The 26,356-nt window shown below is 47.3% G+C and carries 21 protein-coding genes; 12 read left to right on the forward strand and 9 right to left on the reverse strand.

The window, feature by feature from the left end; genetic code table 11:
- Nucleotides 1-15 precede the first annotated feature (15 nt).
- Both AOC07_RS07455 and xseB read right to left on the reverse strand, forming a co-directional pair.
- Nucleotides 16-906, reverse strand: coding sequence for a polyprenyl synthetase family protein (locus tag AOC07_RS07455; RefSeq protein WP_215357363.1), 891 nt, complete (start codon nt 904-906; stop codon nt 16-18).
- On the reverse strand, nt 906-1,139 hold the full coding sequence (gene xseB / locus AOC07_RS07460) for an exodeoxyribonuclease VII small subunit (RefSeq protein ID WP_087909413.1): 234 nt from the start codon (nt 1,137-1,139) through the stop codon (nt 906-908). Before xseB ends, AOC07_RS07455 begins: the two co-directional genes overlap by 1 nt.
- A 161-nt stretch (nt 1,140-1,300) precedes the next feature.
- Between xseB and AOC07_RS07465 the strand changes: the two genes are divergently transcribed.
- Entirely contained in the window at nt 1,301-2,407 is a 1,107-nt protein-coding gene (locus AOC07_RS07465; RefSeq protein WP_215292800.1) for an aromatic ring-hydroxylating dioxygenase subunit alpha, read from the forward strand.
- A gap of 46 nt (nt 2,408-2,453) precedes the next feature.
- Entirely contained in the window at nt 2,454-3,287 is an 834-nt protein-coding gene (locus AOC07_RS07470; RefSeq protein ID WP_215357364.1) for a sulfurtransferase, read from the forward strand.
- A gap of 4 nt (nt 3,288-3,291) precedes the next feature.
- Here AOC07_RS07470 and AOC07_RS07475 read toward each other — a convergent pair whose 3' ends face one another.
- Genes AOC07_RS07475 through polA form a run of 3 tightly spaced genes read right to left on the reverse strand, consistent with a single transcriptional unit; the run spans nt 3,292 to nt 7,811 of the window.
- Nucleotides 3,292-4,065, reverse strand: a complete 774-nt coding sequence (locus AOC07_RS07475) for a ZIP family metal transporter (RefSeq protein WP_215357365.1) — start codon at nt 4,063-4,065, stop codon at nt 3,292-3,294.
- A gap of 5 nt (nt 4,066-4,070) precedes the next feature.
- On the reverse strand, nt 4,071-4,955 hold the full coding sequence (locus AOC07_RS07480; RefSeq protein ID WP_215292806.1) for a dienelactone hydrolase family protein: 885 nt from the start codon (nt 4,953-4,955) through the stop codon (nt 4,071-4,073).
- Between the two features lie 21 nt (nt 4,956-4,976).
- The gene (gene polA, locus AOC07_RS07485) at nt 4,977-7,811 is read right to left on the reverse strand and encodes a DNA polymerase I (RefSeq protein ID WP_215292807.1); all 2,835 of its coding nucleotides are present in this window, start codon (nt 7,809-7,811) and stop codon (nt 4,977-4,979) included.
- An 86-nt stretch (nt 7,812-7,897) separates the two neighbouring features.
- Between polA and AOC07_RS07490 the strand changes: the two genes are divergently transcribed.
- The 3 genes from AOC07_RS07490 to AOC07_RS07500 are packed head-to-tail and all read left to right on the forward strand — an operon-like array spanning nt 7,898 to nt 10,078.
- Entirely contained in the window at nt 7,898-8,308 is a 411-nt protein-coding gene (locus AOC07_RS07490; protein WP_215292809.1) for a hypothetical protein, read from the forward strand.
- A gap of 16 nt (nt 8,309-8,324) precedes the next feature.
- Nucleotides 8,325-9,302, forward strand: coding sequence for a homoserine kinase (locus tag AOC07_RS07495; RefSeq protein ID WP_215357366.1), 978 nt, complete (start codon nt 8,325-8,327; stop codon nt 9,300-9,302).
- On the forward strand, nt 9,299-10,078 hold the full coding sequence (locus AOC07_RS07500) for a BPSS1780 family membrane protein (protein ID WP_215357367.1): 780 nt from the start codon (nt 9,299-9,301) through the stop codon (nt 10,076-10,078). The genes AOC07_RS07495 and AOC07_RS07500 overlap by 4 nt, the downstream gene beginning before the upstream one ends.
- A 14-nt stretch (nt 10,079-10,092) precedes the next feature.
- On the opposite strand, the gene AOC07_RS07505 is transcribed toward AOC07_RS07500, so the two are convergent.
- The gene (locus tag AOC07_RS07505) at nt 10,093-12,456 is read right to left on the reverse strand and encodes a UvrD-helicase domain-containing protein (protein ID WP_215357369.1); all 2,364 of its coding nucleotides are present in this window, start codon (nt 12,454-12,456) and stop codon (nt 10,093-10,095) included.
- 24 nt (nt 12,457-12,480) lie between these two features.
- Here AOC07_RS07505 and AOC07_RS07510 point away from each other — a divergent pair, with 24 nt between their 5' ends.
- Nucleotides 12,481-15,372 carry a valine--tRNA ligase gene (locus AOC07_RS07510; RefSeq protein WP_215357371.1) on the forward strand — a complete coding sequence of 964 codons (2,892 nt, stop codon included), beginning with the start codon at nt 12,481-12,483 and terminating at the stop codon, nt 15,370-15,372.
- Between the two features lie 33 nt (nt 15,373-15,405).
- Complete coding sequence (gene galU, locus AOC07_RS07515) at nt 15,406-16,290, forward strand: UTP--glucose-1-phosphate uridylyltransferase GalU (protein WP_215292825.1); 885 nt, start codon at nt 15,406-15,408, stop codon at nt 16,288-16,290.
- Nucleotides 16,291-16,331: 41 nt separating this feature from the next.
- Here galU and AOC07_RS07520 read toward each other — a convergent pair whose 3' ends face one another.
- Together AOC07_RS07520 and alaS are read right to left on the reverse strand one after the other, a co-directional pair.
- Complete coding sequence (locus tag AOC07_RS07520) at nt 16,332-16,559, reverse strand: sulfurtransferase TusA family protein (RefSeq protein WP_215294355.1); 228 nt, start codon at nt 16,557-16,559, stop codon at nt 16,332-16,334.
- Between the two features lie 11 nt (nt 16,560-16,570).
- Nucleotides 16,571-19,195: an alanine--tRNA ligase gene (gene alaS / locus AOC07_RS07525; protein WP_215357372.1), complete on the reverse strand. Its 2,625-nt coding sequence runs from the start codon at nt 19,193-19,195 to the stop codon at nt 16,571-16,573.
- A gap of 125 nt (nt 19,196-19,320) precedes the next feature.
- Here alaS and AOC07_RS07530 point away from each other — a divergent pair, with 125 nt between their 5' ends.
- The 3 genes from AOC07_RS07530 to AOC07_RS07540 all read left to right on the forward strand — a co-directional run bounded on the left by AOC07_RS07530 (nt 19,321) and on the right by AOC07_RS07540 (nt 23,161).
- On the forward strand, nt 19,321-19,782 hold the full coding sequence (locus AOC07_RS07530) for a tripartite tricarboxylate transporter TctB family protein (protein ID WP_215292829.1): 462 nt from the start codon (nt 19,321-19,323) through the stop codon (nt 19,780-19,782).
- A 19-nt stretch (nt 19,783-19,801) separates the two neighbouring features.
- A complete protein-coding gene (locus AOC07_RS07535) occupies nt 19,802-21,304 on the forward strand; it encodes a tripartite tricarboxylate transporter permease (RefSeq protein WP_215292831.1) in 1,503 nt (500 codons plus the stop codon).
- An 84-nt stretch (nt 21,305-21,388) separates the two neighbouring features.
- Nucleotides 21,389-23,161, forward strand: coding sequence for a glutamine--tRNA ligase/YqeY domain fusion protein (locus tag AOC07_RS07540; protein WP_215357373.1), 1,773 nt, complete (start codon nt 21,389-21,391; stop codon nt 23,159-23,161).
- Here AOC07_RS07540 and AOC07_RS07545 read toward each other — a convergent pair.
- Complete coding sequence (locus AOC07_RS07545) at nt 23,142-24,038, reverse strand: SDR family oxidoreductase (RefSeq protein ID WP_215357374.1); 897 nt, start codon at nt 24,036-24,038, stop codon at nt 23,142-23,144. The two genes, AOC07_RS07540 and AOC07_RS07545, sit on opposite strands and share 20 nt — an antisense overlap.
- Before the next feature lie 27 nt (nt 24,039-24,065).
- Between AOC07_RS07545 and AOC07_RS07550 the strand changes: the two genes are divergently transcribed.
- Nucleotides 24,066-25,106: a CDP-6-deoxy-delta-3,4-glucoseen reductase gene (locus tag AOC07_RS07550; protein ID WP_215358521.1), complete on the forward strand. Its 1,041-nt coding sequence runs from the start codon at nt 24,066-24,068 to the stop codon at nt 25,104-25,106.
- Between the two features lie 56 nt (nt 25,107-25,162).
- The gene (locus tag AOC07_RS07555; RefSeq protein WP_215357375.1) at nt 25,163-26,356 is read left to right on the forward strand and encodes an acetylornithine transaminase; all 1,194 of its coding nucleotides are present in this window, start codon (nt 25,163-25,165) and stop codon (nt 26,354-26,356) included.

Consider the following 26,356-nt stretch of genomic DNA (forward strand, 5'->3'; position numbering starts at 1 on the left):
CTATTTAATCTGTGTTTATTTAGCTCTATTAACTACCAAGAGTGCTAAATCTTTTAAGGCATCTGCCTTACTACCAAAATCATCCAGGCTAGCAATTGCTATTTCTTGTAACTCTTTAGCCTGCTTCTGAGCATAGTCTAAACCCATCAAGGTCACATAGGTAGGCTTATTCGCTGCAGCATCCTTACCTGCTGTTTTTCCGAGGGTTTGACTATCGGCCGTTGCATCTAGTACATCATCAACAATCTGAAATGCCAAACCAAGGGCTGTTGAATATTGCTGTAGCTGCGCCATTTGAGCAGCATTGAGATGTGCTGCAATACCGCCCAACTCAAGCGCACAAGAAAGTAAAGCGCCGGTTTTCATGGCGTGCATTTGCTTTAAGCCGGCAAGGTCCAGCTTTTTGCCAACATTCTCTAAATCAATTGCTTGGCCACCTGCCATGCCACGCGAACCAGAAGCAGCAGCTAAAGCATTAATCATCCGTAAACACACATCCGCATCACACTGCGTATTAGCAAGAATTTCGAAGGCGCGGGTTTGTAGGGCATCGCCAACGAGTAGCGCAGTGGCTTCATCAAACGCTTTATGAACTGTTGGGCGACCGCGACGTAAGTCATCATCATCCATGCATGGCAAATCATCATGAACCAATGAATACGCATGGATACATTCAATCGCAACGGCTGCTGCATCTAATACCTGTGCCTCAGCACCTCCAAGAGAACCTGCTGCATAAACGAGCAAGGGACGAACACGCTTACCACCCCCTTGCGCTGCATAGCGCATTGCTTCGTGCAAACGATTTGGAGTGGTATTGGCAGAATCGAGCAAGCGATCTAGTGCTACCTCTACTCGCTTAGAGTGATGATGAAGCCACTCCTGAAATTGAAAAACGGCAGTCATTAAGCCTCGAACACTCGCACTTGTTGTTCAACTTGAGCAAGTACCCCCTGACAATGCTTTAGCAAAGCGGCACCACGTTGATAAGCCAAAAGAGTCTCCTCCAAGGAGAATTTTCCTGACTCCATGTCAGAAATCAGCTTTTCAAGCTCTTTTACAGCTTGCTCATAGCGTAGATCTGGGTCGATCTGGACCTCAAGGCCTGGTTTTTGAGTCTCTGACTTTTTGGCTGGCATAAGCTGTTTTCTTCCTATTTCCTGTTCGGATAGCCCTACATATTAATGCGAGAACCCCTTCAGATGGGTATAATCCACCCCTTCCTTTCCAATATCGATCCGTCGATGGTTGGATTGGTTATTCCGCTTAGCTTCGGCTGACGTTTTCGGGGGTGGGGAGAATGACTAATCTGGCTACCGCGCAGAAGCTTGCGCCGTCCAATCTACAACTGCCGGTTTCGGCATATTTTGACGCTGACTTGTATCAGCGGGAAATTGAACTGCTTTTCAAGCAGGGGCCCGGCTATGTCGGCCACGAACTCATGGTGCCTGAAACAGGTTCCTATCAAACATTAAGCGCGGAAAAAGAAGGTCGTATCCTGGTTCGAAATGAATCCGGTGTCGAACTCCTCTCCAATGTCTGCCGTCATCGCCAAGCACTCATGCTCAATGGCAAAGGTAAAGCTGACAACATTGTTTGCCCACTGCATCGCTGGACCTATGACTTGGGCGGCAACTTATTGGGCGCTCCTCACTTTGAAGACAAGCCATGTTTAAACCTGGGTAAATCTCCTTTGCAAAACTGGCAAGGACTTCTATTTGAGGGTCCACGAGATGTACGTACTGACCTAGCTAAGCTCGGCGTTGCTGACGATCTCCAATTTGATGGCTACATGCTTGACCATGTTGAAGTGCACGATTGCAACTACAACTGGAAAACATTCATTGAGGTCTATCTCGAGGATTACCATGTTGTACCGTTTCATCCTGGTCTAGGTAAGTTTGTTTCTTGCGAAGACTTACATTGGGAATTTGGTGACTGGCATAGCGTACAAACTGTTGGCATTCACAAGGATTTACAAACCCCAGGTTCACCAGCATATCGGAACTGGCATGATGCAGTGCTACGCCAATACGAAGGTAAAACCCCGCGGCACGGCGCGATCTGGCTGACCTACTACCCTAATGTGATGGTGGAGTGGTATCCAGGTGTTCTCTGCGTTTCTACACTTCATCCAATGGGCCCAAACAAAACTCGCAATATCGTAGAGTTTTATTACCCAGAAGAAATCGCCCTATTCGAACGCGAATTTGTAGAAGCTGAACGTGCGGCCTATATGGAAACTTGCATTGAGGATGATGAGATAGGTGAGCGTATGGACCAAGGTCGTGCAGCCCTTTTTGCACGCGGCATCAATGAAGTTGGCCCTTATCAAAGCCCTATGGAAGACGGCATGCAACATTTTCATGAGTGGTACCGTCGCGTGATGAACTTTCAAGGCGCATAATTCAGAAACGCTCTTAAATCATTCTGCCCTCAATCTAGGAAGCCACATGACTCCTCTAATTACCGCAAACCAGTTAGAAGAAATCCTCAATAGTGGTGAGAATGTTTTACTCTGTGATTGCCGTTTCGATTTAGCCAATCCAGAAGCTGGAAGAAAAGCATACGAAGAGAGCCATATTCCTGGCGCTATTTATGTTGATCTTGATCAGGACATGTCCGGTAGCAAAAATGGAAGCAATGGTCGACACCCACTTCCCCCACCTGAAGACTGGGCAAAAACTAAAGCACGTTTAGGGATTGGCCAAAATACTTTAGTGGTTGCCTATGACAAGCAAGGCTCGGTCTATGCTAGCCGCCTTTGGTGGATGCTCAAAGCCACCGGACACGCTAATGTACGAGTGTTGAATGGCGGCCTAGATGCTTGGAATGGCCCCATGGGCATAATGCCTCGTAAACCAACCCCAGCCTCTCAAACAATTGAGCCGATGCCCTATGTTGGTCTAGCCTTAGTGGATGAGGTGCTCGCCAATCTTGAGTCTAAGAAAAATCTAGTGCTCGATGCCAGAGCAAGTGATCGCTTTCAGGGGCAGAATGAAACCCTAGACCCAGTTGGTGGCCATATACCGGGAGCCAGTAATCGATTCTTTAAAGACAACTTATCTGCAAGCGCATTTAAGGTGCCAGAACAATTATTTAAAGATTTTGTAGAGCTGCTGGGAGCCAAAAAACCATCTGAAGTAATTCATCAATGTGGTTCCGGCGTTACAGCCTGTCACAATCTTTTAGCGATGGAAGTGGCTGGATTAAAAGGCTCCCGTCTTTATGCGGGCAGTTGGAGCGAGTGGTGTGCCGATCCCAAGAGGCCCGTTGCTACCGACTAATCTATCAATGCAGCATCGATAACAAGATCACAAATCCTACACCGCACCCAATTAAAACCGTTTGACGCAATGACTCGACCCAATGAGGGCGGCGGTGCATTTGCGGAATTAAATCACTTACAGCAATGTAAATAAAGCTACTGGACGCAATGACGAGTAAATACGGCATTGCTGCATGCGCCTTCTCCAGGAAGAAATAAGCCAGGACGCCACCTACCACCGCTGATAGGCCGCAAATAAAGTTGTACAACAACGCGCGAGCCCTCGTAAATCCGGCATTCAGCAGCACAATAAAGTCGCCAATCTCTTGCGGAATCTCATGAGCAATGATTGCAATCGCAGTGAAGATGCCAACCTGGTAGTCAGCCATAAATGCAGCGGCAATCAAGATGCCATCCACAAAATTATGAATACCATCGCCAACCAAAATCATCCAACCGCTTCGGCCAGCATTCTCGGCATCGTGCCCATGATGATGCTGATGACCATCGCCCTCGTGATGATGGTCATGACGCAAGAGAGCAATTTTCTCAAGCAAGAAGAAGCCCAATAACCCAGCAAGCAGGGTAGCAAACAAAAACTGTGGGCTTGCTCCTTCCGTGCTAAATGCCTCCGGCAAGGAATGTAGCAAGGCGGTTGCCAGCAAAATACCAACCGACAAGCTCACCATGTTATTAACCATCTTCGAGAGCATGGCTAAGGAACAGCTGGCGGCTACCAAGACACTAACAGTACCTGCAAGCGCGGTAACCAAAAGAATGGTCTGTAAAACAGCCATAGTGACTAAGCTACTCCCATTTTCTTAAACCAAGCAATGCACTTCTCCCAGCCATCTTTGGCGGGACCTTCACGATAACTGGCACGATAGTCAGCATGGAATGCGTGGGGGGTATCGGGATAGATCTCAAATTGACAAGCTTTAGCAGCGGGATTTTTTGCAGACGCTTGAGCCAAGGCCGCCTTCATTTGATCAACACTTTCTAAAGAAATACCAGTATCTGCAGCGCCATACAAACCGAGCACTGGCGCCTTCAAGTCAGCAGCGATATCCACTGGATGGCGAGGATTGCCTTCAGTCTTTTCACCGATTAAGCGGCCATACCACGCAACACCCGCACGCACTTGTGGCAATGTTGCAGACAACCACGTGATACGACCACCCCAACAAAAGCCAGTAACACCAACTCTTTTAAGATCGCCACCATTTTTACCTGCCCAAACCAATGCAGCCTGTAAATCATTTAATACTTGGGTATCCGAGGTCTTAGAAATAATATTGGTGAAAATCTCGGCGATAGTGCCATAGGTATTGGGATCGCCAGCGCGAGCGAAGAACTCTGGAGCAATAGCAAGATATCCCAATTTTGCAAAACGTCTAGTGACATCAGCAATGTATTCATGAACACCAAAGATTTCACTCACCACAATAATGATGGGCAACGGTCCTTTGGCTTTTTCAGGCCGCGATATATAAGCAGGTAGCTGAAAGCTACCCACTGGAATCATTTGCTCGCCTGCTTTCAGACCATTGAAATCTGTCTCAATAGCAGCAGCCATGACTGGCTCAGATGCTGCCACAAAACCAACGCCGATAGTCGTTACAGCTGTAGCGCCTATTGCCGAAGTCTTGATAAAACCTCTCCTACTATTTTGTATTTTTTCAGTCATTCTTTTTTTCCACCTTTATTTCTAGTGCGCCTCTTCCCAATTATCGCCAATACCAATACTAACCACCAAAGGTACTTTCAACTCAGCAACATTGCACATTAAGCCGGGTAACTGAGCTTGCAATAGTTCGATTTCGTCTAAAGGGACATCCAACACCAATTCATCGTGCACCTGAAGCAGTAATTTAGTTTTCAATTGTTCTTTTTCTAGCCAATTCTCAACCGCAATCATGGCTAACTTAATCAGGTCTGCGGCAGTACCCTGCATCGGAGCATTAATGGCCGCCCGCTCTGCGCCTTGGCGACGTGGGCCATTAGATCCCTTTATCTCCGGTAACCAAAGGCGGCGCCCAAAGACTGTTTCCACATAACCATTTTCTCTGGCTTCCAAGCGAGTGCGCTCCATGTACTGAGCAACGCCAGGGTAACGATCAAAATATTTAGCAATATAGGTTTGTGCTGCAGCGCGCTCAATGCCTAAATTGCCAGCTAAACCGAATGCGCTCATACCGTAAATAAGGCCGAAGTTAATGACCTTAGCATAACGTCGCTGCTCAGAGCTCACCTCATCCAATGGAATACCAAAGATCTCTGCAGCAGTTGCCTGATGAACATCCTTGCCATCCCTAAAGGCAGTCAACAGATTTTCATCTTCAGCGATATGCGCCATGATGCGCAACTCAATTTGAGAATAATCTGCCGACAGTAATTTACAACCATCCGCGGGCACAAAAGCCTCGCGAATACGACGGCCCTCTTCAGTGCGCACAGGAATATTTTGCAAATTTGGATCGCTAGAGGCCAAGCGGCCAGTGACTGCAGTAGCCTGAGAAAAGTTGGTATGCACGCGCCCAGTCTTGGGATCAGCCATGCGCGGTAGCTTCTCAATATAAGTTGACATCAACTTGGCCAAACTACGGTAGTCCAAAATACGCGCTGGCAAGGGGTAATCCTCTGCCAGTTTTTGCAATACCTCTTCATCGGTAGATGGCGCACCCGAGGGTGTCTTCTTGATGATTGGCAATTCCAATTGACCAAACAAGATTTCGGCAATCTGCTTAGGCGATTGAATATTAAAAGGTTGGCCGGCGAGCTGATGGATTTCTCCTTCTAATTCGAGAAGACGCTTACCGACTTGCTGACCTTGCTTGGCTAATAAAGCCGAATCGATCCGAATGCCATTACGCTCCATGATGCCAAGCACCCGCATTGCCGGCATTTCAATCTTTTCATAGACATATAGCAAGCCAGGATTTTCCTGAATCTGTGGCCAGAGCTCTAAATGCAGGCGCAAAGTAATGTCTGCGTCCTCTGCCGCGTAATCTGTAGCAATCTTTAAATCGACCTGATCAAAACCAATTTGATGGACACCTTTGCCGCAGACCTCCTCATAACGAATAGTCTTCATACCAAGGTGACGCTCAGCCAAGCTATCCATATTGTGTGGAAGATGAGACTCTAGTACGTAAGACTCCAGCAAGGTATCAAATGCAATACCGCCTAGAGTAATTCCATAGTTGGCAAAGATATGCGCGTCATACTTTAAATTCTGCCCCACCTTTAGATGCGTTTTACTTTCCAACCAAGGCTTTAATGCTGCAAGCACGGCAGCACGATTAAGTTGCTCTTCACCATTACGATGCGCGACCGGAATGTAACAAGCCTCACCTGGCTTTACCGACAAAGAAATACCAACCAACTCTGCAGCAAGTGCATCAAGACTAGTTGTTTCGGTATCGACAGCAGTCAGCCCAGCCAACTCAATTTTCTGCAGCCACTTCTCTAAGCTCGCTTTATCAACTACGCATTCATAATTTTTACTTATCGAATCTTGCAAATCCCTAGTGTCTTGCGATAAATCTTTTGTTGGGGATCTTGCAATTGCTGGAGATTTTTTAGATAAGGTGGTTTCCTCGGATGTTTGATTAGCAATTGGAGTACCCGCCAAATCAAAGGCAGCTGCAGGCTCAGATCCCTCATTGGATGGGCTTGTGAGCTGTTTTTCAACATCTCGCAGCCAGGTCTTAAAAGCATAACGATCAAAGAGCTCTCTCAGTAAGGCAGCATCTTCCGACTTCGCATGGAGATCATCTAAACCAGGTAAATGCGGGGATAAGTCACAATCGGTTTTAACGGTAATGAGTTGACGCGCTTGCGGTAGCCAATCTAATGAAGCACGTAAATTTTCACCAACTACGCCTTTTACTTGATCGGCATTGGCCATCAAACGATCGAGATCGCCAAATTCTGCTAACCATTTATTTGCCGTCTTAGGTCCAGCTTTAGGCACGCCAGGAACATTATCGACTGTATCGCCAATGATCGATAGATAATCGACTATCCGCTCTGGTGGCACTCCGAACTTTTCTACTACACCTGCGATATCTAACTTTTCGTTAGTCATCGTGTTGATCAAAGTTACCGATGAATTGACCAACTGAGCTAAATCTTTATCGCCAGTAGAGATAATGGTTTCCCAACCAGCTTCTGTGGCCTGACAGGCTAAAGTACCAATCACATCGTCAGCCTCAACTCCAGAAACCATTAATACTGGCCAACCAAGCGCTTTGACAATGGCATGGATAGGCTCAATTTGTTTGACCAAATCCTCAGGCATCGGGGAGCGATGAGCCTTGTACTCGGAGTACATTTCATCGCGGAAGGTCTTACCTTTGGCATCAAAAACACAGGCAATGTGGTCGGCCTTTAGCTCAGACCTCGCCCGGCGCATCATATTGACCATGCCATATATGGCCCCAGTGGGCTCTCCAGCCCCATTTCTGAGGTCTGGCATGGCATGAAAGGCGCGGTAAAGGTAGCTAGAACCGTCTACCAACAAGAGTCTATGTTTAGTCATACCGCAATCGTACAATCTAGTTGTGAATTGCCTACAGGTCTGGTTAAGGAACCGCCCGAGAGTAGGCTTAAAAAGGTGAAAAAATAATGCATGCTCTAACTAACTTATTTGGCCGCGCCCTCGGTAAAAACCTTGCTCTCATGAGCTTTTTGGTGATTTTTGGACTTTTAGGAGTATCGCCGGCACAAGCCCAGAATAACAGCCAAGCGCTGAGTCCCTCTGAGCTCAACCGGATCAATAATCAACCACTAGCACCTACAGTGAGTCCAGCTGGCGTCCTAGAAGGCCCTCAAAGTCGGCAACCAAGCTATCAATATAAGAATGACCGAGGTACGGAAGTTAAAGAATATAAAGATGTGAATGGCCCAACTCAAGTTCAGGTCAAAACAAAGTACACCAGCTACGAAATGTCGCCACCAGACTCAGTGAAGCCTGGCCCTCCATCTGGCGAAGGTGGCTTGCTAAGCGTACCTAGCATTAGCATTCCCATTCAATAAAAATCGTTACCGCTTTATGGCTGTTTTTACCCCCATTGAACTCGAAGATATTTCCTATTGGATTTCTGAAGACTTCAATATTGGCCAAGCCAGGGAACTTCGTGGCATCCATGGTGGTATTGAAAACTCTAATTTTTTCTTAGACACCATCAAAGATGGCAAAAAACAAGAGTACGTTTTAACCATCTTTGAGCGGTTAACTGCGCAGCAACTACCCTACTACCTTGAGTTAATGCGCCACTTGGCAAACAAAGGAATCTCGGTTCCAAAGCCAATTGAGAATCACAAAGGTGAAATTCTGTTTTCACTAAAAGGCAAACCCGCGGCCATTGTTACTAAGCTTCCAGGCTTATCCAGGTTGCAGCCAGAGACAAAACACTGTGCTATGGTCGGCGAGATGTTGGCTAAGATGCATTTAGCTGGAAAAGATTTTTCCAAGACGCAAGAGAATTTACGCAGTCTTGCGTGGTGGCAAAAAACAATTCCGCTGGTATTGCCACATCTCAATACATCACAAAAAGATTTACTCACTCATGAACTGACTACCCAAGAAGCATTTTTCAGCTCTGCCGCTTATGATGCAATTCCACAAGGCGCCAGCCACTGCGATCTATTTCGCGACAATGTCTTGTTTGATCCACAAGGTACAACTGATGCCTCAAAAGATCAATTAGGTGGTTTCTTTGACTTTTATTTTGCAGGTACTGACAAGTGGTTATTTGATCTAGCGGTCACTGCAAATGATTGGTGCCTTGCTGAGAACAAACAGGATTTAGATCCTGCGCGTCTAGATGCTCTTTTGCAGGCGTATCAAACAGTGCGCCCCCTCACTAAGGAAGAGCAAGCAAGTTGGCCCCTCATGCTGAGAGCGGCAGCTCTACGTTTCTGGGTATCCCGCCTTTGGGACTTTTATCTACCCAGGGATGCGCAAATGTTGACACCACATGACCCGACTCACTTTGAACACATTCTATTAAGTCGTCGATCTCTATGAAACTGAACTCCATTGCACCCAAAGAAGGCTATACCTGGATAAGACAGGGTATTTGGCTCTTCAAACAAAACCCACTGGGCTTTTTAATGCTGGTCTTTATCTATGTCTTTGCCGCTCAATTGGCAGTCATTATTCCCGTGATTGGTGTATTTGCCGTGCTACTACTAACGCCAACACTAGCGCTTGGTTTTATGACGGCTTGTCGTCAAGCCATTCAGAAAGAGCGTATCAGTCCAATGGTGTATTTAATCGCACTAAAGTCTGGCACCCTTGTGCGTAGGCGTATCTTGCAGTTGGGCTTAGTGTATGCCGCGCTGATTTTGCTTCTCAGCTTCGCCTTGAGCCTTTTGGTTGATTTTGAATTACTCATTCCCTTGATGATGAGCGATAAGCCAATTACACCTGAAGCACTACGTGAAATTTATTTAGTCCTTTTCTTTGGAGCGGCTCTATATATTCCAATAGCGATGTTGATGTGGTTCTCTCCGGTGCTGGTAGCCTGGGCAGATATGTCAGTTGCTCAAGCGCTCTTTTCAAGCTGCTTAGCGTGCTGGACCAATAAGGGAGCATTCTTTTTTTATCTCTCTATTTGGAGCGTGATTCTGATTGCAATTCCGCTAACAGTAGGCATAGTTTTTGATGCAATGGATTTTGGCCAAGCAGCTTCTTTCATCATTGCACCAATCTCCATGGCCGGCTTAACAGTCATGCACTGCTCTTTTTATGCCACTTGGAAAGCCTGTTTTACTGAAGACGAAATAGTTCTGACGCCTTAAACTTTTCTGTTTTTTCAGTCTATTGCAGCAAGCTTGGCAATACTGAGTTGCAACCACTTCACACCGTGACGCTTGAAGCTCACTTGTGCACGTGCATCAGCATCAACACCCTCTAAGCCTGTAACGCGCCCTTCACCAAACTTGGTGTGAAACACATTCTGACCAATTGTGAATGGATAATTTCCGCGCGGGGGCGAAGCCAATCGCTTTACCTCCATCGAGGCAGAGCCTACGCGTTTAGCAGGTCTTTGACGTTCACTGCCAGAATCAAAGAAATCATTAGATTCATACTCGCGTTGCCGGGTATAACCATCTTGCCATGTAGAGCCCGATTTAGAGCTACCGCCCCAACGCGCATCTTTTGCCTTAGGCGTTAACCACTTCAAAGATTCAGAAGGCAACTCTTCTAGGAAACGTGATGGCATGTTGTAGCGTACTTGACCATGCAGCATCCTTGACTGCGTATACGACAAATACAAACGCTCTTTGGCGCGGGTAATTGCAACATACATCAGGCGCCGCTCTTCTTCTAAACCATTTTGCTCATTAATACTATTTTCATGAGGAAATAGGCCCTCCTCAAGTCCGGTAATAAACACAGCAGTGAACTCTAAGCCTTTTGCAGAATGCACCGTCATTAACTGCACGGCATCTTGCCCAGCCTGCGCTTGGTTATCACCTGCCTCCAAAGAAGCATGAGATAAAAATGCAGCCAAGGGGGACACCTCAACAACGCCAGGCGCATTTTCACCAGGAAGCATGGCGGCAGCGGCATCTTGCCCATAGCCCTCTTCTGCAATAAATGCAGTTGCAGCGTTAATCAATTCTTGTAAGTTCTCTACACGATCCTGACCTTCGCGCTCGGAAAGGTAATGCTGAATCAAGCCACTGTGTTGAATCACAAATTCAACAGTTTCCGGAAGGGTATTGTGACGCGTAGCTTCACGCATATGATCTACTAAGCGTACGAAACCACCAAGCGCAGCGCCAGCTTTGCCCTCCAAGGAGGCTGCGGCGGTATATAAAGAAGATTGCTGACTTCTAGCGGCATCTTGCAAAGCCTCAATTGATCTTGCGCCGATACCGCGGGTTGGGAAATTCACGACACGCGAGAAGGAGGTGTCATCGTTGGGATTTTCAAGCAAACGCAAGTACGCAAGAGCATGCTTAATTTCAGCGCGTTCGAAGAATCGCAAACCACCATATACACGATACGGAATAGCCGCTGAAAACAAAGCGTGCTCAATAATGCGAGACTGAGCATTACTTCTATAAAGCAATGCCACTTCAGTACGTTTGATGCCACTACTGATCAATGCTTTAATCTCATCAACCAGCCAAGCGGCTTCAGCGTGATCGCTAGGTGCCTCATAAATGCGGACCGGCTCGCCATGGCCTGCATCGGTTCGCAGATTTTTACCAAGTCGTTCTGAGTTATTCGCAATCAAATGATTTGCAGTATCCAAGATATGGCCGTGTGAGCGATAGTTTTGCTCTAACTTGACCATCATGGGGTGAAACTGCTTTTCATAAAGACGCATGTTTTCAACATCAGCGCCGCGGAAAGCATAAATACTTTGATCATCATCGCCCACCGCAAAGACGGCACTACTTCCAGCGCCGCTGACGTTGATGCGACTTGCATCATGGCCTGATAATAATTTGAGCCAAGCATACTGCAAGGCATTGGTGTCCTGAAACTCGTCAATCAAGATATGACGAAAACGCTCTTGATAATGTGTACGAATCGCTTCACTATGCTTTAGTAATTCATAACTGCGCAAGAGGAGCTCGGCAAAATCTACTACGCCTTCGCGCTGACACTGCTCATCATAGGCCGCGTACAGTTGCGCCATCTTCGCCTGAAAATCATCCCCTACCGATAAATCTTTGGCACGTTGCCCCCGCTCTTTTGCGTGCGCAATAAAGTACTGCAGTTGTTTTGGAGGGTACTTTTCATCATCAACCTTCAAACCCTTCAAAAGACGTTTGATAGCCGAAAGCTGATCTTGGGTATCCAGGATCTGGAATGTTGATGGCAAGCCAGCCTCTTTATGGTGGGCCCGCAATAAACGATTGCAAAGGCCATGAAAAGTGCCAATCCACATGCCTCGGGTATTAATAGGCAACATGGCACTTAAGCGCACCATCATCTCTTTAGCCGCTTTATTGGTAAAAGTTACCGCAAGAACGCCAATAGGGGACACCTGACCGGTCTGAATCAACCAGGCTATACGGGTGGTGAGGACGCGGGTCTTACCACTACCAGCCCCAGCCAGAATCAAGGCGGATTGGGCTTGGCCGTTTTCATTGACAGGCGGGAGGGTTACTGCCTCGCGCTGTTCTGGATTGAGGTTCGCGAGCAAGTCAGAGTACATCGCCCCAATTATAATTTGCCTCTTATGCCAAATGCCTCAAATACCCCTAATTCACCAGCGGCCAGCTCAGCAGACGAACTCGCCAAATCCTACGAACCCGCCCCGATCGAAGCCTACTGGGGTCCTGAGTGGGAACGCAGGGGTATTGCTGATGCCACGATGCTCGAGGGTAGCGATGATTTTTCCATTCAAATGCCACCACCCAATGTCACCGGCACACTGCATATGGGTCACGCTTTCAATCAAACCATCATGGATGGCCTGGTTCGACACGCGCGTATGTCTGGCAAAAATACTTTATGGGTACCTGGTACCGATCACGCTGGTATTGCTACTCAAATCGTTGTTGAGCGCCAACTGGATGCGCAAAAAGTATCTCGCCATGACTTGGGTCGCGAAAAATTCTTAGAAAAAGTTTGGGAGTGGAAAGAAACTTCCGGCAGCACTATTACTCGCCAGATTCGTCGCTTAGGCGCTTCAATTGATTGGAGTAAAGAATATTTCACGATGGACCACAAGATGTCCAAAGCGGTAGTTGAAGTCTTTGTCCGCTTACATGAACAAGGCCTCATTTATCGCGGTAAACGCTTAGTGAATTGGGACCCTGTTTTGGGGACCGCAGTTTCAGATCTTGAAGTAGTCAGCGAAGAAGAAGATGGTTCGATGTGGCATATCCGCTATCCATTAGCAGACGGCTCAGGCTCCCTCACCGTAGCTACGACCCGTCCCGAAACCTTGCTGGGCGACGTTGCCGTCATGGTGAACCCAGAAGACGAGCGTTATAAGCATCTCATTGGTAAGTCAGTCAATCTGCCTTTATGCAATCGTCAAATTCCGATCATTGCAGACGACTATGTTGATTTGAACTTTGGTACTGGTGTAGTAAAAGTGACACCAGCGCATGACTTCAATGACTACGCAGTGGGGCAACGACATCAGCTAGCATTAATTAATATCCTGACATTGGATGCCAAGATTAATGAAAATGCGCCAGCTGCTTATCAAGGCATGGAACGTTTTGCTGCGCGCAAACAAGTGGTCGCTGATTTAGATGCAGCAGGTCTATTAGAAAAAGTGCAGCCACATAAATTGATGGTGCCACGCGGTGATCGTACCCAAACGATTATTGAGCCGATGCTCACCGATCAATGGTTTGTGGCAATGTCTAAACCAAGTCCTGATAACCAATATCAACCTGGCTCATCTATCGCCGGTGCGGCATTGGATGCGGTCACCAAAGGTGACATCAAGCTCGTTCCAGAAAATTGGATCAACACTTACACCCAGTGGCTAGCAAATATTCAAGATTGGTGTATCTCACGCCAACTCTGGTGGGGCCATCAAATCCCAGCCTGGTATGGTGACGATGGCCAGATTTTTGTGGCTCGCTCTGAAGAAGAGGCTAAAGCGAAAGCTGCTACAGCTGGCTACGCCGGCAAACTGAGTCGCGATCCTGATGTTCTGGATACTTGGTTCAGCTCAGCCCTTGTGCCTTTTAGCTCCCTTGGTTGGCCAGAAGAGACGCCTGCCTTAAATCACTTCTTACCATCATCAGTATTGGTAACCGGCTTTGACATCATTTTCTTCTGGGTAGCGCGCATGGTCATGATGACCTGCCACTTTACTGGTAAGGTGCCGTTTCATACTGTCTACGTACACGGCTTGGTACGCGATGCCGAAGGTCAGAAAATGAGTAAATCCAAGGGCAATACCTTGGATCCAATTGATTTGATCGATGGCATTAAGATTGATGACTTAGTAGGCAAACGCACTACCGGCTTAATGAATCCTAAGCAAGCGGAGAGCATCAGCAAGAAAACCAAGAAAGAGTTTCCGGATGGCATCCCGGCATTTGGCACGGATGCCTTGCGCTTTACTTTTGCATCGCTAGCCTCGCTTGGCCGCAATATTAATTTTGACCAGAAGCGTTGTGAAGGGTATCGCAACTTCTGCAACAAGCTTTGGAATGCAAGCCGCTTCGTTCTAATGAACTGCCCTGGCGGCGATGAAGATAATGGCCTGGCGCCTTGCGATAATCAATGTGGTCCTGATGGCTATTTAGATTTCTCACCAGCAGATAAATGGATTGTTTCGCAGTTACAAAGAACTGAAGCGGAAGTTGCCAAAGGTTTTGAGAACTATCGCTTTGACAATATCGCTAGTAGCATTTATCAATTTGTTTGGGATGAGTATTGTGATTGGTACTTAGAGCTCGCTAAGGTACAGCTACAAACAGGCACCCCAGCACAGCAGCGTGCCACTCGCCGGACTTTGTTGCGGGTACTCGAGACTATCTTGCGCATGGCGCATCCACTGATTCCATTTATCACCGAGACGCTTTGGCAAACCGTTGGGCCAAAATCTGGTAAAGATTTAGCAAAACAAGCAAAGCAAACGATTGCACTCCAACCTTATCCTGTTTCTCAAGCAGAAAAAATTGATGAGAAAAGTGAAGCCTGGGTAGCGCAGATCAAAGCGATTGTGGATGCCTGCAGGAATCTCCGCGGTGAAATGCAAGTGCCGCCTGGTCAAAAAGTACCTCTGTGGATTAGCGGTCCTGAAACTTTCTTACAAAAAGCAACGCCTTACTTACTTGCTCTAGCTAAGCTTTCTGAAGTCAAAATCTATAGCGATGAAGCTGGCTTGGAAAAAGATGCCCCAGACGCCCCGATGGCGCTTGTTGGCCATCTGAAGTTACTACTCAAGATAGAGGTAGATGTCGCTGCAGAACGCATTCGTCTGGGCAAAGAAATTGAGCGCCTAGCCAATGAAATCAATAAAGCCCGTAGCAAATTGACCAATGAGAGCTTTGTCGCCAGAGCTCCAGCAGAGGTTGTTGCCCAAGAAAAACAGCGTCTTACGGGTTTTGAGCAAAATCATGAGAAGCTTGTTGCACAATTAGAGCGTCTGAAATAAAACAGCAGCAAATCTAGAGCGATCGGAATACTTATGCCATTAGCCACTAAATCCGTTACTAAAGCCGTCTTTCCAGTAGCCGGCTTAGGAACGCGTTTTTTACCTGCCACTAAAGCAAGTCCAAAAGAAATGCTCAATGTAGTGGATAAACCACTGATTCAGTATGCGGTCGAAGAAGCTATTGCAGCGGGTATTACTGAAATGATTTTCGTTACCGGTCGTAGCAAACGCGCAATTGAAGATCACTTCGATAAAGCCTATGAACTTGAGGCTGAACTTGAGGCCAAAAATAAAACTGCCCTATTAGAAATCGTTCGCAGCGTTAAACCAAGTCACGTAGATTGCGTCTATGTGCGCCAGCCTGAAGCGCTCGGTTTGGGACATGCCGTTTTGTGCGCCGAGAAATTGGTTCGCGATGAGCCCTTTGCCATCATCTTGGCAGATGACTTATTGGATGGACAGCCGCCAGTGCTCAAGCAGATGCTTAAGGTATTTGATGAGCAAAATGGTTCTGTGATTGCAGTAGAAAAGATCGATCCCGCCAAGAGCGGTTCGTATGGCATCGTATCGGGTGATGAAGTCACCAAAGGGATTTATCGCTTAAATGGCATTGTTGAAAAGCCGCAACCAAAAGATGCTCCATCCAACCTAGCTGTTGTTGGGCGCTATGTTTTGTCTTCAGATATTTTCAGTCATATTCGCAATCTCAAGCCAGGTGCTGGTGGCGAGATTCAGTTAACGGATGCGATTGCTTCCTTGCTTAAGCAAGAGCCTGTCTTTGCATATGAATATGATGGGGTTCGTTATGACTGCGGTAGCAAGCTTGGCTACCTGAAGGCCTCAGTTGAATTTGCCTTACGCCACCCAGAAGTAGCCACTGATTTTGCGGCCTACTTAAAGAGTCGCTCTTTAACCTAAGTCGCTTCGCTTCTCGCCTGTCTTCTTGCTCATGTTCTTGCTTATCTTCTTTTTAGGAAGAAAACCAAGACATCGCCTTCAGTAGTACTGGAAATTAATTCATTACCAGTTTGCTTGGCAAACGCAGGAAAATCATGAGCAGCGCCTGCATCGGTTGCCTTCACCTTCAGAACTTCGCCTGACTGCATCGTGGCCAAAGCTTTCTTAGTTCGCAAAATAGGTAGAGGGCAGTTCATGCCAATCGCATCTACCTCTGCATTAAATGCCATCATTTGCTCACTCATTTACTGGCCACCCAATCTTTAACACCCTCTAATGCCACACTTAATTTGCTTGGGTCATTGCCACCAGCCATCGCCATCTCTGGCTTGCCGCCACCCTTGCCGCCCACTTGCTGGGCTACAAAGTTGACGAGATCGCCCGCTTTTACTTTGCCAATCGAGTCGGCAGTCACACCAGCGATCACGCTGACCTTATCGCCTTGCACGGATGCCAAGACGATTGCAGCCGTTTTGAGTTTTGCTTTAAGGGCGTCCATAGTCTCACGCAAAACGCCAGCATCAGCACCATCCAAACGAGCAGCCAAAACTTTGAGTCCATTGATATCGATTGCTTGACTAGCTAACTCATCGCCTTGGCTTGCTGCCAACTTAGAGTTTACTTTTTCTAGTTCACGCTCTACTTGACGCAAGCTATCTTGCAATTGCGTAACCCGACTTACCAAATCTCCTGGATGGGTTTTGAGAATCGCTGCGGCTTCATTAATCTTATCCTCCATGCTCTGCAAGAACTGGAGAGCATTATTACCAGTAACTGCCTCAACCCGACGTATGCCGGCAGCGACGCCACCTTCAGAGACAATCTTAAGACTACCAATATCACCAGTGCGTGATACGTGTGTGCCGCCACATAACTCTTTGGAGCTACCGACTTCTAAAACACGAACTTCATCGCCATACTTTTCACCAAAGAGCATCATAGCGCCAGTCTTTTGAGCATCATCCAAAGACATCACCTTGCCCGAGGTGGCAGTGTTCTCAAGAATCTCTTGATTAACAATGCCTTCTATTTTACGAATTTGCTCAGCCGTAATGGGTGCATTGTGGGTAAAGTCAAAACGGGTCTTCGTAGCATCCACGAGCGAACCTTTTTGCTGCACATGGTCACCGAGTACTTCACGCAAAGCTTTATGCAAGATATGGGTAGCGCTGTGATTGCGCATGATGTCCATTCTTTGCTGAATATCTACCAAAGCATTGAGTGCATCGCCCACTTTGAGCTCACCCTCGAGCAACTCGCCTTGATGACCAAATACATCCGCTTGAATCTTGAAGGTATCTTCCACCGCAAAACGAACAGACTCATTGCGTAGCTCGCCCTTGTCGCCCACCTGACCGCCAGATTCGGCATAGAAAGGTGTGTTGTCCAAAACAATCACCGCAGCTTCACCAGCTTTTACTGAAGTCACTGCAGATCCATCTACATACAGGGCGGTGACCTTGGCGCCCTCATGTTTTAAGGTGTCATAGCCATGGAATTGGGTTGGCTGACCTTTGTAATCTAAGCCTTGAGCTACTTTGAACTTGCCGGCTGCTCTGGCTTGATCACGCTGCTTTTGCATTGCCAATTCAAAACCTTCGGCATCAACCGTAACACCACGCTCACGACAGACGTCAGCAGTTAAATCTAATGGAAAACCGAATGTGTCATGTAAGCGGAAGGCAGTTTCACCATCCACCACTCTGGCACCACCCGCTAAAGCACTATCCAAAATTTCCATGCCATTCGCAATCGTTTGGAAGAAACGTTCTTCTTCTTGCCTCAGCACTTCGCCAACTTTATCTTGAGCAGCGCGCAACTCTGGATAAGCATCGCCCATCTCTTGAACAAGGGCGGGAACCAATTGATAGAAGAATGGTTTGCGAGCGCCGAGCTTATAGCCATGACGAATTGCGCGACGTGCAATGCGACGTAATACGTAACCACGCCCTGCGTTACCTGGTATCACGCCATCGACAACGATGAAGCTACAAGCGCGAATATGATCTGCAATCACCTTTAGGGAAGGGCTCTGCGCATCACAGTTGTCGCCACCAGCAGAATCTACTGCATTCTTGGAAGCCTTCAGCAGATTGACGAAGAGATCAATCTCATAATTAGAGTGCACGTGCTGTAAAACAGCAGCAATACGCTCAAGACCCATACCGGTATCAACACTTGGCTTTGGCAGTGGATGCATTACGCCTGCTTCATCGCGGTTGAATTGCATAAATACGTTGTTCCATATTTCAATGAAACGATCGCCATCTTCATCTGGGCTACCAGGAGGGCCGCCGGGAATATGCTCTCCGTGGTCATAAAAAATTTCTGTACAAGGGCCACAAGGACCGGTGTCACCCATCATCCAGAAATTATCTGAGGCGTAACGTGCGCCCTTGTTATCTCCAATCCGAATAATGCGATCGGTTGGGATGCCGATTTGTTTGTTCCAAATTTCATATGCCTCATCATCTTCGGCATATACGGTGACCAACAGTTTTTCTTTGGGTAAATTAAATATTTGCGTCAATAAATCCCAAGCAAATTGAATCGCATCTTTTTTGAAATAGTCCCCAAATGAGAAATTGCCCAACATCTCGAAAAAAGTATGGTGACGTGCGGTATAACCAACATTGTCTAAGTCATTGTGTTTACCCCCTGCCCGAATGCACTTTTGAGCACTTGTAGCGCGGTTATAGGGACGCTTATCAAACCCCAAAAACACATCTTTGAACTGATTCATACCCGCATTCGTAAAGAGCAGGGTTGGATCATCACCAGGGACTACCGGGCTAGATGGAACGATTTGGTGGCCTTTTTGGGCAAAGAAGTCCAGGTACGCCTGGCGAATTTGGGAGACTTTCATGGCAATAATTATCGCATTGGCACCCCTCTAGGGCAAACCCTAGACAAGATACCCCCCAGGTGCCTTACAATCGCACAACATCAATAAATAGATCGGCACTTAAGTCGATAAATAAGGAGCGCATCTTGAAAATTCGCAATCAACGGGATTTTGGAGCCGGGATCATGTACATGGTCATTGGTCTCTTTTTTGCCATTATGGCAACCCAATATCCAATGGGGACTGCCGCCAAAATGGGTCCTGGCTATTTCCCATTCTTCCTGGGCATCCTCATGTGTGTGTTGGGCTTGCTGGTTTTATTACAGTCATTCAACGCGAAAGCAGCGATTGAAAGTATCCCAAAATTTAATTGGCGAATCATTGCGCAAATCACTGGTTCAGTAGTCCTTTACGGTTTACTACTCCCTCGCTTGGGCTTTTTAGTTGCTGTTGTTGTTTTGGTATTGGTGTCAGCAAGCGCAAGTAAAGAATTTACTTGGAAGGGCTCATTGATTAACGCCGGCTTCCTTGTGGCATTCACTTACTCAGTTTTTGTGTTGGGTCTGAAACTTCAGTTCCCACTTCTGCCAGTATTCCTACAACAATAAAGAACCGGGACACTACAAAATGGATTTATTCGCTAACTTAGGTCTCGGTTTTGAAACCGCATTTACCTTACAGAATCTCCTGTACTGCCTGATCGGCTGTATCTTGGGAACTTTGATCGGCGTATTGCCTGGCTTGGGCCCAATTGCTACCATTGCAATGTTGCTGCCAGCAACATATGCATTACCTCCAATTGCTGCTTTAATCATGTTGGCAGGTATTTACTACGGCTCACAGTACGGCGGATCTACCACTGCAATTCTGCTGAATATTCCAGGGGAGACGTCGTCGGTGGTGACGGCAATTGACGGCTATCAGATGGCCAGAAATGGTCGAGCTGGTGTTGCCTTGTTTACTGCAGGTATGGGCTCATTCTTTGCTGGTTGCGTAGCAACTTTAGTTCTGGCCGCATTTGCTGCCCCACTTTCACAGCTGGCATTTAAGTTTGGACCTGCTGAGTATTTCTCACTCATGGTCTTGGGCTTAATCGGCGCAGTAGTGTTGGCATCCGGCTCTTTGATCAAAGCGATTGGCATGATCATCTTAGGCCTATTGATGGGCTTAATTGGCACCGACGTGAACTCTGGTGTATCTCGCTATGCATTTGACATTCCAGAGCTAAGTGATGGCATCGGCTTCGTTGCGGTTGCGATGGGCGTGTTCGGCTTCGCTGAAATCATGGGCAACCTCGAAAAAACGGGTGAAGACGAGGGCTTCCTCAATAAACTCACCAGCATGATCCCAAGCAAGACGGATGTGAAGCGCATGATTCCATCGATCTTGCGCGGCACAACCATTGGGTCTATCTTGGGCATTCTGCCTGGCGGTGGTGCTGCGTTAGCCGCATTCGGCGCTTACTCTGTTGAGAAGAAATCCTCCAAGTACAGCCACGAGTTTGGTAAAGGCGCTATTGAAGGTGTTGCAGGTCCTGAGGCGGCGAACAATGCTGCAGCTCAAACCTCATTTATCCCATTGCTCACTTTAGGTATCCCACCAAATGCTGTGATGGCTTTGATGGTTGGTGCAATGACTATTCATAATATTCAGCCAGGCCCACAAGTAATGACCAGCAACCCTGCATTGTTCTGGGGTTTGATTGCCTCCATGTGGATTGGTAATGTGATGTTGATTCTCTTGAACTTGCCACTCATTGGCATTTGGGTGAAGCTCTTGAAGATTCCTTATCGCTTCCTCTACCCAGCGATTTTGGTGTTCTGCTGTATCGGCGTATATACCGTGAACAACACTGTATTTGATGTCTATGTAACCGCTGGTTTTGGTTTGATTGGTTACCTCTTCTTCAAACTCGGTTGCGAACCCCCTCCATTGCTCTTAGGCTTCGTGCTCGGGCCAATGATGGAAGAGAATTTCCGTCGCGCCCTATTACTGTCCCGCGGCGACTTCTCCACCTTTGTGACTCGCCCACTTTCCTTGGGATTGCTGATTGCAGCAGCCCTTTTGGTAGTGATCGTGGCATTACCAGCAGTGAAGAAGACTCGCGAAGAGGCTTTTGTAGAAGAGTAATTCCTCCTGCCTCCACAGAAACGAGCCCGCAGCAGTTTGCGGGCTTTTTCTTTATGGGTCAGGGGTTTTCTCTACAATGAGGCTATGTCACAAGATAGCAAACTCTCCAAAGCAAACAGTGGTCCCGTAGCTGAGCCCTCTAACTTTTTACGTCAGATCATTGATCATGACCTAGCAAGCGGCGCTTTTGCCCAACGTAGCAACTTAGCAGGCGAAGCAATTCCTTCGATCATCACTCGCTTTCCTCCTGAACCCAACGGCTACTTACATATTGGTCATGCCAAGAGTATTTGTCTAAACTTTGGCCTAGCTGCTGACTACAACAATCAGCCGGGTGGCGCGCGCTGCAATATGCGCTTGGATGACACCAACCCAGTCAAAGAGGATATTGAGTATGCAGACAGTATTTTGGATGCAGTCAAATGGCTAGGCTTTGATTGGGGAGTCCATCTTTACCATGCTAGCGACTACTTTGATCGTCTATACGAATTTGCTGAAATTCTGATTCAGAACGGCAAAGCTTATGTGGATAGTCAAAGCGCTGATGATATTCATACGAATCGAGGCAACTTTGGTCAAGCTGGCAAAAACAGCCCTCATCGTGATCGCAGCCCTGAAGAAAATCTTTCCCTCTTCCGCGAGATGCGTAATGGCAAATTCAAAGATGGCGAACATGTTCTGCGCTTGAAAATCGATATGGCGCACCCAAATATTGTGATGCGTGATCCAGTGGTCTACCGCATTCGCCATACTGATCACCATCGCACTGGCAGCAAATGGTGTATCTACCCTCTCTACGACTTCACGCACTGCATTTCTGATGCCCTGGAGAATGTCTCTCACTCCATTTGCACCCTTGAGTTCGAGAACAATCGCCCACTGTATGACTGGATTGTGAACTCCCTCAAAGAATTGGGTGTATTTAAGGACCCTGTACCCCATCAGTACGAATTTGCCCGCCTGAATTTGACTTACACCATCACCAGCAAACGCAAGTTGCTACAACTTGTTGAAGAAAAGCATGTTGATGGCTGGGATGACCCTCGCATGCCAACCATCGTGGGTATTCGTCGTCGCGGATACACCCCAGAAAGTATTCGCTTGTTCTGTGAGCGCATTGGTGTCTCTAAAGCGGATAGCTGGATTGATATGAGCACGCTGGATCAAGCACTACGTGATGATCTTGAAATAAGGGCACCTCGGGCTACCGCAGTACTCAAGCCACTCAAACTTGTAGTGGAAAACTTTGACGCTAGCGCTAAAGAGTCTTGCTCAGCACCACGTCATCCACAGCATCCCGAATGGGGTAATCGTGAGTTTCATTTCACACGCGAGTTGTGGATTGAAGAAGATGACTTTATGAAAGATCCCGTCAAAGGCTTCTTTAGGCTGTATCCGCCCATTGGCGATCAGCCTGGTAGCCGCGTTCGTCTCCGTCATGGTTTTGTAATTGAATGCACCGGATTTGAGACCGATGCCAATGGCAATATTATTCAAGTCAATGCGACTCACTTCTCCGATAGTAAGAGCGGCACTCCAGGCTCAAACAACTACAAGGTGAAGGGCAATATTCATTGGATTAGTGCCGCTGAAGCTATTCCTACTGAAGTACGCTTATACGATCACCTCTTTAGCGATCCACATCCTGATAGTGGCGATAAGAACTTCTTAGATGCAATTAATCCAAACTCTAAGCAAACTATTGCAGCTTATATAGAACCTTGCATGAAAGATGTTAAAGCAGGGGAACGTTTCCAGTTCGAACGCCATGGCTACTTTATTGCTGATGAATCTGACTCGAAACCCGGCAAGCCGGTATTTAACCGTACAGTTGGCCTTAAGGATTCTTGGAAATAGTTTTCAGAAAGTGTGCAACGCTGGGATAGCGTAGCGGCCTTTTTAATTCATGCAAGCGCGTATTGGCCACTCTTCTTGACTCGCGCATAAACGACCACAGCATTGGGCTGACTATTTTTTGCAACTCAGCACCCGGCATTCTGGTCGGTCGGTCGAGACCAAAAGCATCCGCAACCTCATCAAAATAATCGCCCATCTTGGTTTCACCACCATCACAAGTATTAATAATGCGCTGTGGCTTGCCGTGATAAATCGCTGCACAAATTAAACTTGCTAAATCATCGCTATGAATATGGTTGGAATATGCATCCTCCTCCGGTAGCAATGCTGGCGTCTGGCACTGCAAGCGCTCAATCGGCAGACGGTTGGCAGCATAAATTCCTGGTACACGCAAAATCGTTACGGCGACACCATGCGCCGGACCCCACAAACGCAAAACACGCTCAGCATCCACCCTTCTTTGAGCGCGCTCACTCTGAGGGGTGACTGGGGTTGCCTCGCTGACTTTAGCGCCCCTATGGTCGCCGTAGACGCCTGTAGTACTAATATAGATCAAGCGCCTGACGGTATTGGATCCTTGGGCTAAAATTCGAACTAGGTTGCGGGTTCGGCAATCACGATTTCCTTGGTTTTGGGGCGGCGCTAGATGAATGACGGTTTGAGCTAAACCGGAGAGACGCCATAAAGTTTCTGGCTGGTCCAGATTACCCAAAATTGGAGTCGCGCCAACCTCCCTCAACTCCTGAAAACGACTTTGTTGAGAAGTTAAAGCAAAAACTCGATGACTGCGGGAAAACTGCTTAGCCACCCGAAGACCAATGTCACCGCAGCCAATAATCAGGATTGAAGGTTTACCAAAAGATTGCATAAGTGACATCGTAACGATTTATTGAAAGGAATGAGAGTGTCTTATCAGGTCACGCTCAAAGCGAGCGGCAAACAATTTACTGTTACCCAGGATGAAACTCTCCTGGAAGCCGCCCTGCGTCAAAACATGAACCTTCCCTATGGCTGCAAAAACGGCGCATGCGGCTCCTGCAAAGGCAAGGTGATAGAAGGTCAGGTAATCCATGGTCAACATAGCGCGAGCGCCATGAGTAAGGCTGAAGAGACCGCTGGCAGCACTTTATTTTGCTGTGCCCACCCCCAATCTGATCTTGTTATTGAAGCACGTGAAGTTCAGGGTGCTGGTGATATTGCCATTCGTAAGGTGCCTTGTCGAGTGAACTTGATTGATAAACCCAGTAGTGATGTGGCCATTCTGAAACTCCAACTTCCTGCTGCTGAGCGCTTTCAGTTTCTGGCTGGCCAGTACCTAGAGTTTCTATTGAAAGATGGACAGCGCCGCGCCTACTCGATTGCCAATGCACCAGATCAAGAGGGCCCGCTTGAGTTACATATCCGCCATTTACCCGGCGGTCTATTTACTGATTTTGTCTTCGGAGTCACTACTCCAGCATTGAAAGAAAAAGATATTCTGCGCTTTGAAGGGCCTTTGGGAAGTTTCTTCTTGAGAGAAGATTCCAAGAAACCCATCATCTTCGTTGCCGCTGGTACCGGCTTTGCTCCAATCAAATCCATCATCGAACAAATGCAGGCCAAAAAGATTCAACGTCCCATTTGTCTATACTGGGGCGGACGTCGACCAAGCGATCTCTACCTAGATCAGCTCTGTAAAACCTGGGAACAAGAGATTTCAGAATTCCAATATATTCCAGTAATCTCAGATGCATTGCCTGTCGATGCTTGGAGCGGTCGCACTGGCTTTGTCCACCAAGCAGCCATGGCAGACCATCCTGACATGAAAGGGTTCCAGGTCTATGCTTGTGGTGCACCAGTGATGGTCAATGCCGCACGAGACGACTTTTCATCGAAATGTCATTTGCCTGAGGAAGAATTCTTCGCTGACTCATTTACCAGTGCTGCTGATTTAGCCGTCAACTAAACTCCGATAAAGTTAGATAATAGAAACCTGTTTAGCCCTTATTACCAAAACCGAGTATGAATAAGCCAGACCAAGCCATCGATACACATTCAGTCATGTTCATTACCCAGCGCCCAGAGGTCATCATGGTCGAAGGTAAGGGCTCATGGCTGACCGATAACAATGGCAAGCCTTACTTAGATTTCCTGCAAGGCTGGGCAGTCAATTGCTTAGGACATAGCAATCCTGGAATGATTGAAGCGCTGAATTCACAAGCCAAAAAGCTGATCAATCCAAGTCCTGCTTTTTATAACGAGCCGATGATTGGATTATCGAATCTACTGACCGCTAATAGCTGCTTTGATAAAGTGTTCTTTGCTAACAGTGGTGCCGAAGCAAACGAAGGTGTAATCAAGCTTGCGCGCAAATGGGGTCAGCTCAACAAAAATGGTGCTTTTGAAATCATCACCTTTGATCACAGCTTTCACGGCCGCACCATAGCAACCATGAGCGCCTCTGGGAAACCAGGTTGGGATACGATGTTTGCGCCACAAGTAGCCGGCTTCCCTAAAGCAGATTTAAATGATTTAGATTCAGTCAAAAAACTGGTGACCGATAAAACCGTTGCAGTAATGCTTGAGCCTGTTCAAGGTGAAGGTGGCGTTATTCCTGCAACCAAAGAATTTATGCGTGAACTGCGCATGTTCACTAAAGAAAATAACATCCTCCTCATTGCCGATGAAGTGCAGGCTGGCTGCGGTCGAACTGGCAGCCTCTTTGCCCATCAGCAATATGGGATCGAGCCAGACATCATGACCTTGGGCAAAGGCATTGGTGGTGGCGTCCCACTAGCAGCCCTGATGGCAACTAATGCGGTAGCTTGCTTTGTGCCGGGCGATCAAGGGGGTACTTATAACGGCAACCCGCTCATGACTGCCGTAGGCATTAGCGTGATTGAGCAGTTATTAGCCCCTGGATTTTTAGATAGCGTCAAAGCCAAGGGCGAACTACTCAAGTCAGAACTACTCAAGCTGGCCACAGAATTTAATCTCGAGGGTGAACGTGGTGAAGGTTTATTGCGCGCCCTCATGCTCGGCAAGGATATTGGTCCAAAGTTGGTTGAGTTAGCTCGTGAACGTAGTCCTGAAGGTTTATTGATTAATTCACCAAGACCGAACTTATTACGCTTTATGCCCGCCCTCAATGTCAGCGATGACGAGATTCGTCAGATGTGCAGCATGCTGCGTGAGCTACTAAAACAAACTGCTTAA

The sequence above is a fragment of the Polynucleobacter sp. UB-Raua-W9 genome (assembly GCF_018687435.1).
Lineage (GTDB): Bacteria > Pseudomonadota > Gammaproteobacteria > Burkholderiales > Burkholderiaceae > Polynucleobacter.

What these genes read in the sequence shown, in the direction of transcription:
- AOC07_RS07455 (WP_215357363.1), bottom strand. Translation starts at nt 906, where the DNA reads ATGACTGCCGTTTTTCAATTTCAGGAGTGGCTTCATCATCACTCTAAG.
- xseB (WP_087909413.1), bottom strand. Translation starts at nt 1,139, where the DNA reads ATGCCAGCCAAAAAGTCAGAGACTCAAAAACCAGGCCTTGAGGTCCAG.
- AOC07_RS07465 (WP_215292800.1), top strand. Translation starts at nt 1,301, where the DNA reads ATGACTAATCTGGCTACCGCGCAGAAGCTTGCGCCGTCCAATCTACAA.
- AOC07_RS07470 (WP_215357364.1), top strand. Translation starts at nt 2,454, where the DNA reads ATGACTCCTCTAATTACCGCAAACCAGTTAGAAGAAATCCTCAATAGT.
- AOC07_RS07475 (WP_215357365.1), bottom strand. Translation starts at nt 4,065, where the DNA reads ATGGCTGTTTTACAGACCATTCTTTTGGTTACCGCGCTTGCAGGTACT.
- AOC07_RS07480 (WP_215292806.1), bottom strand. Translation starts at nt 4,955, where the DNA reads ATGACTGAAAAAATACAAAATAGTAGGAGAGGTTTTATCAAGACTTCG.
- polA (WP_215292807.1), bottom strand. Translation starts at nt 7,811, where the DNA reads ATGACTAAACATAGACTCTTGTTGGTAGACGGTTCTAGCTACCTTTAC.
- AOC07_RS07490 (WP_215292809.1), top strand. Translation starts at nt 7,898, where the DNA reads ATGCATGCTCTAACTAACTTATTTGGCCGCGCCCTCGGTAAAAACCTT.
- AOC07_RS07495 (WP_215357366.1), top strand. Translation starts at nt 8,325, where the DNA reads ATGGCTGTTTTTACCCCCATTGAACTCGAAGATATTTCCTATTGGATT.
- AOC07_RS07500 (WP_215357367.1), top strand. Translation starts at nt 9,299, where the DNA reads ATGAAACTGAACTCCATTGCACCCAAAGAAGGCTATACCTGGATAAGA.
- AOC07_RS07505 (WP_215357369.1), bottom strand. Translation starts at nt 12,456, where the DNA reads ATGTACTCTGACTTGCTCGCGAACCTCAATCCAGAACAGCGCGAGGCA.
- AOC07_RS07510 (WP_215357371.1), top strand. Translation starts at nt 12,481, where the DNA reads ATGCCAAATGCCTCAAATACCCCTAATTCACCAGCGGCCAGCTCAGCA.
- galU (WP_215292825.1), top strand. Translation starts at nt 15,406, where the DNA reads ATGCCATTAGCCACTAAATCCGTTACTAAAGCCGTCTTTCCAGTAGCC.
- AOC07_RS07520 (WP_215294355.1), bottom strand. Translation starts at nt 16,559, where the DNA reads ATGGCATTTAATGCAGAGGTAGATGCGATTGGCATGAACTGCCCTCTA.
- alaS (WP_215357372.1), bottom strand. Translation starts at nt 19,195, where the DNA reads ATGAAAGTCTCCCAAATTCGCCAGGCGTACCTGGACTTCTTTGCCCAA.
- AOC07_RS07535 (WP_215292831.1), top strand. Translation starts at nt 19,802, where the DNA reads ATGGATTTATTCGCTAACTTAGGTCTCGGTTTTGAAACCGCATTTACC.
- AOC07_RS07540 (WP_215357373.1), top strand. Translation starts at nt 21,389, where the DNA reads ATGTCACAAGATAGCAAACTCTCCAAAGCAAACAGTGGTCCCGTAGCT.
- AOC07_RS07545 (WP_215357374.1), bottom strand. Translation starts at nt 24,038, where the DNA reads ATGTCACTTATGCAATCTTTTGGTAAACCTTCAATCCTGATTATTGGC.
- AOC07_RS07555 (WP_215357375.1), top strand. Translation starts at nt 25,163, where the DNA reads ATGAATAAGCCAGACCAAGCCATCGATACACATTCAGTCATGTTCATT.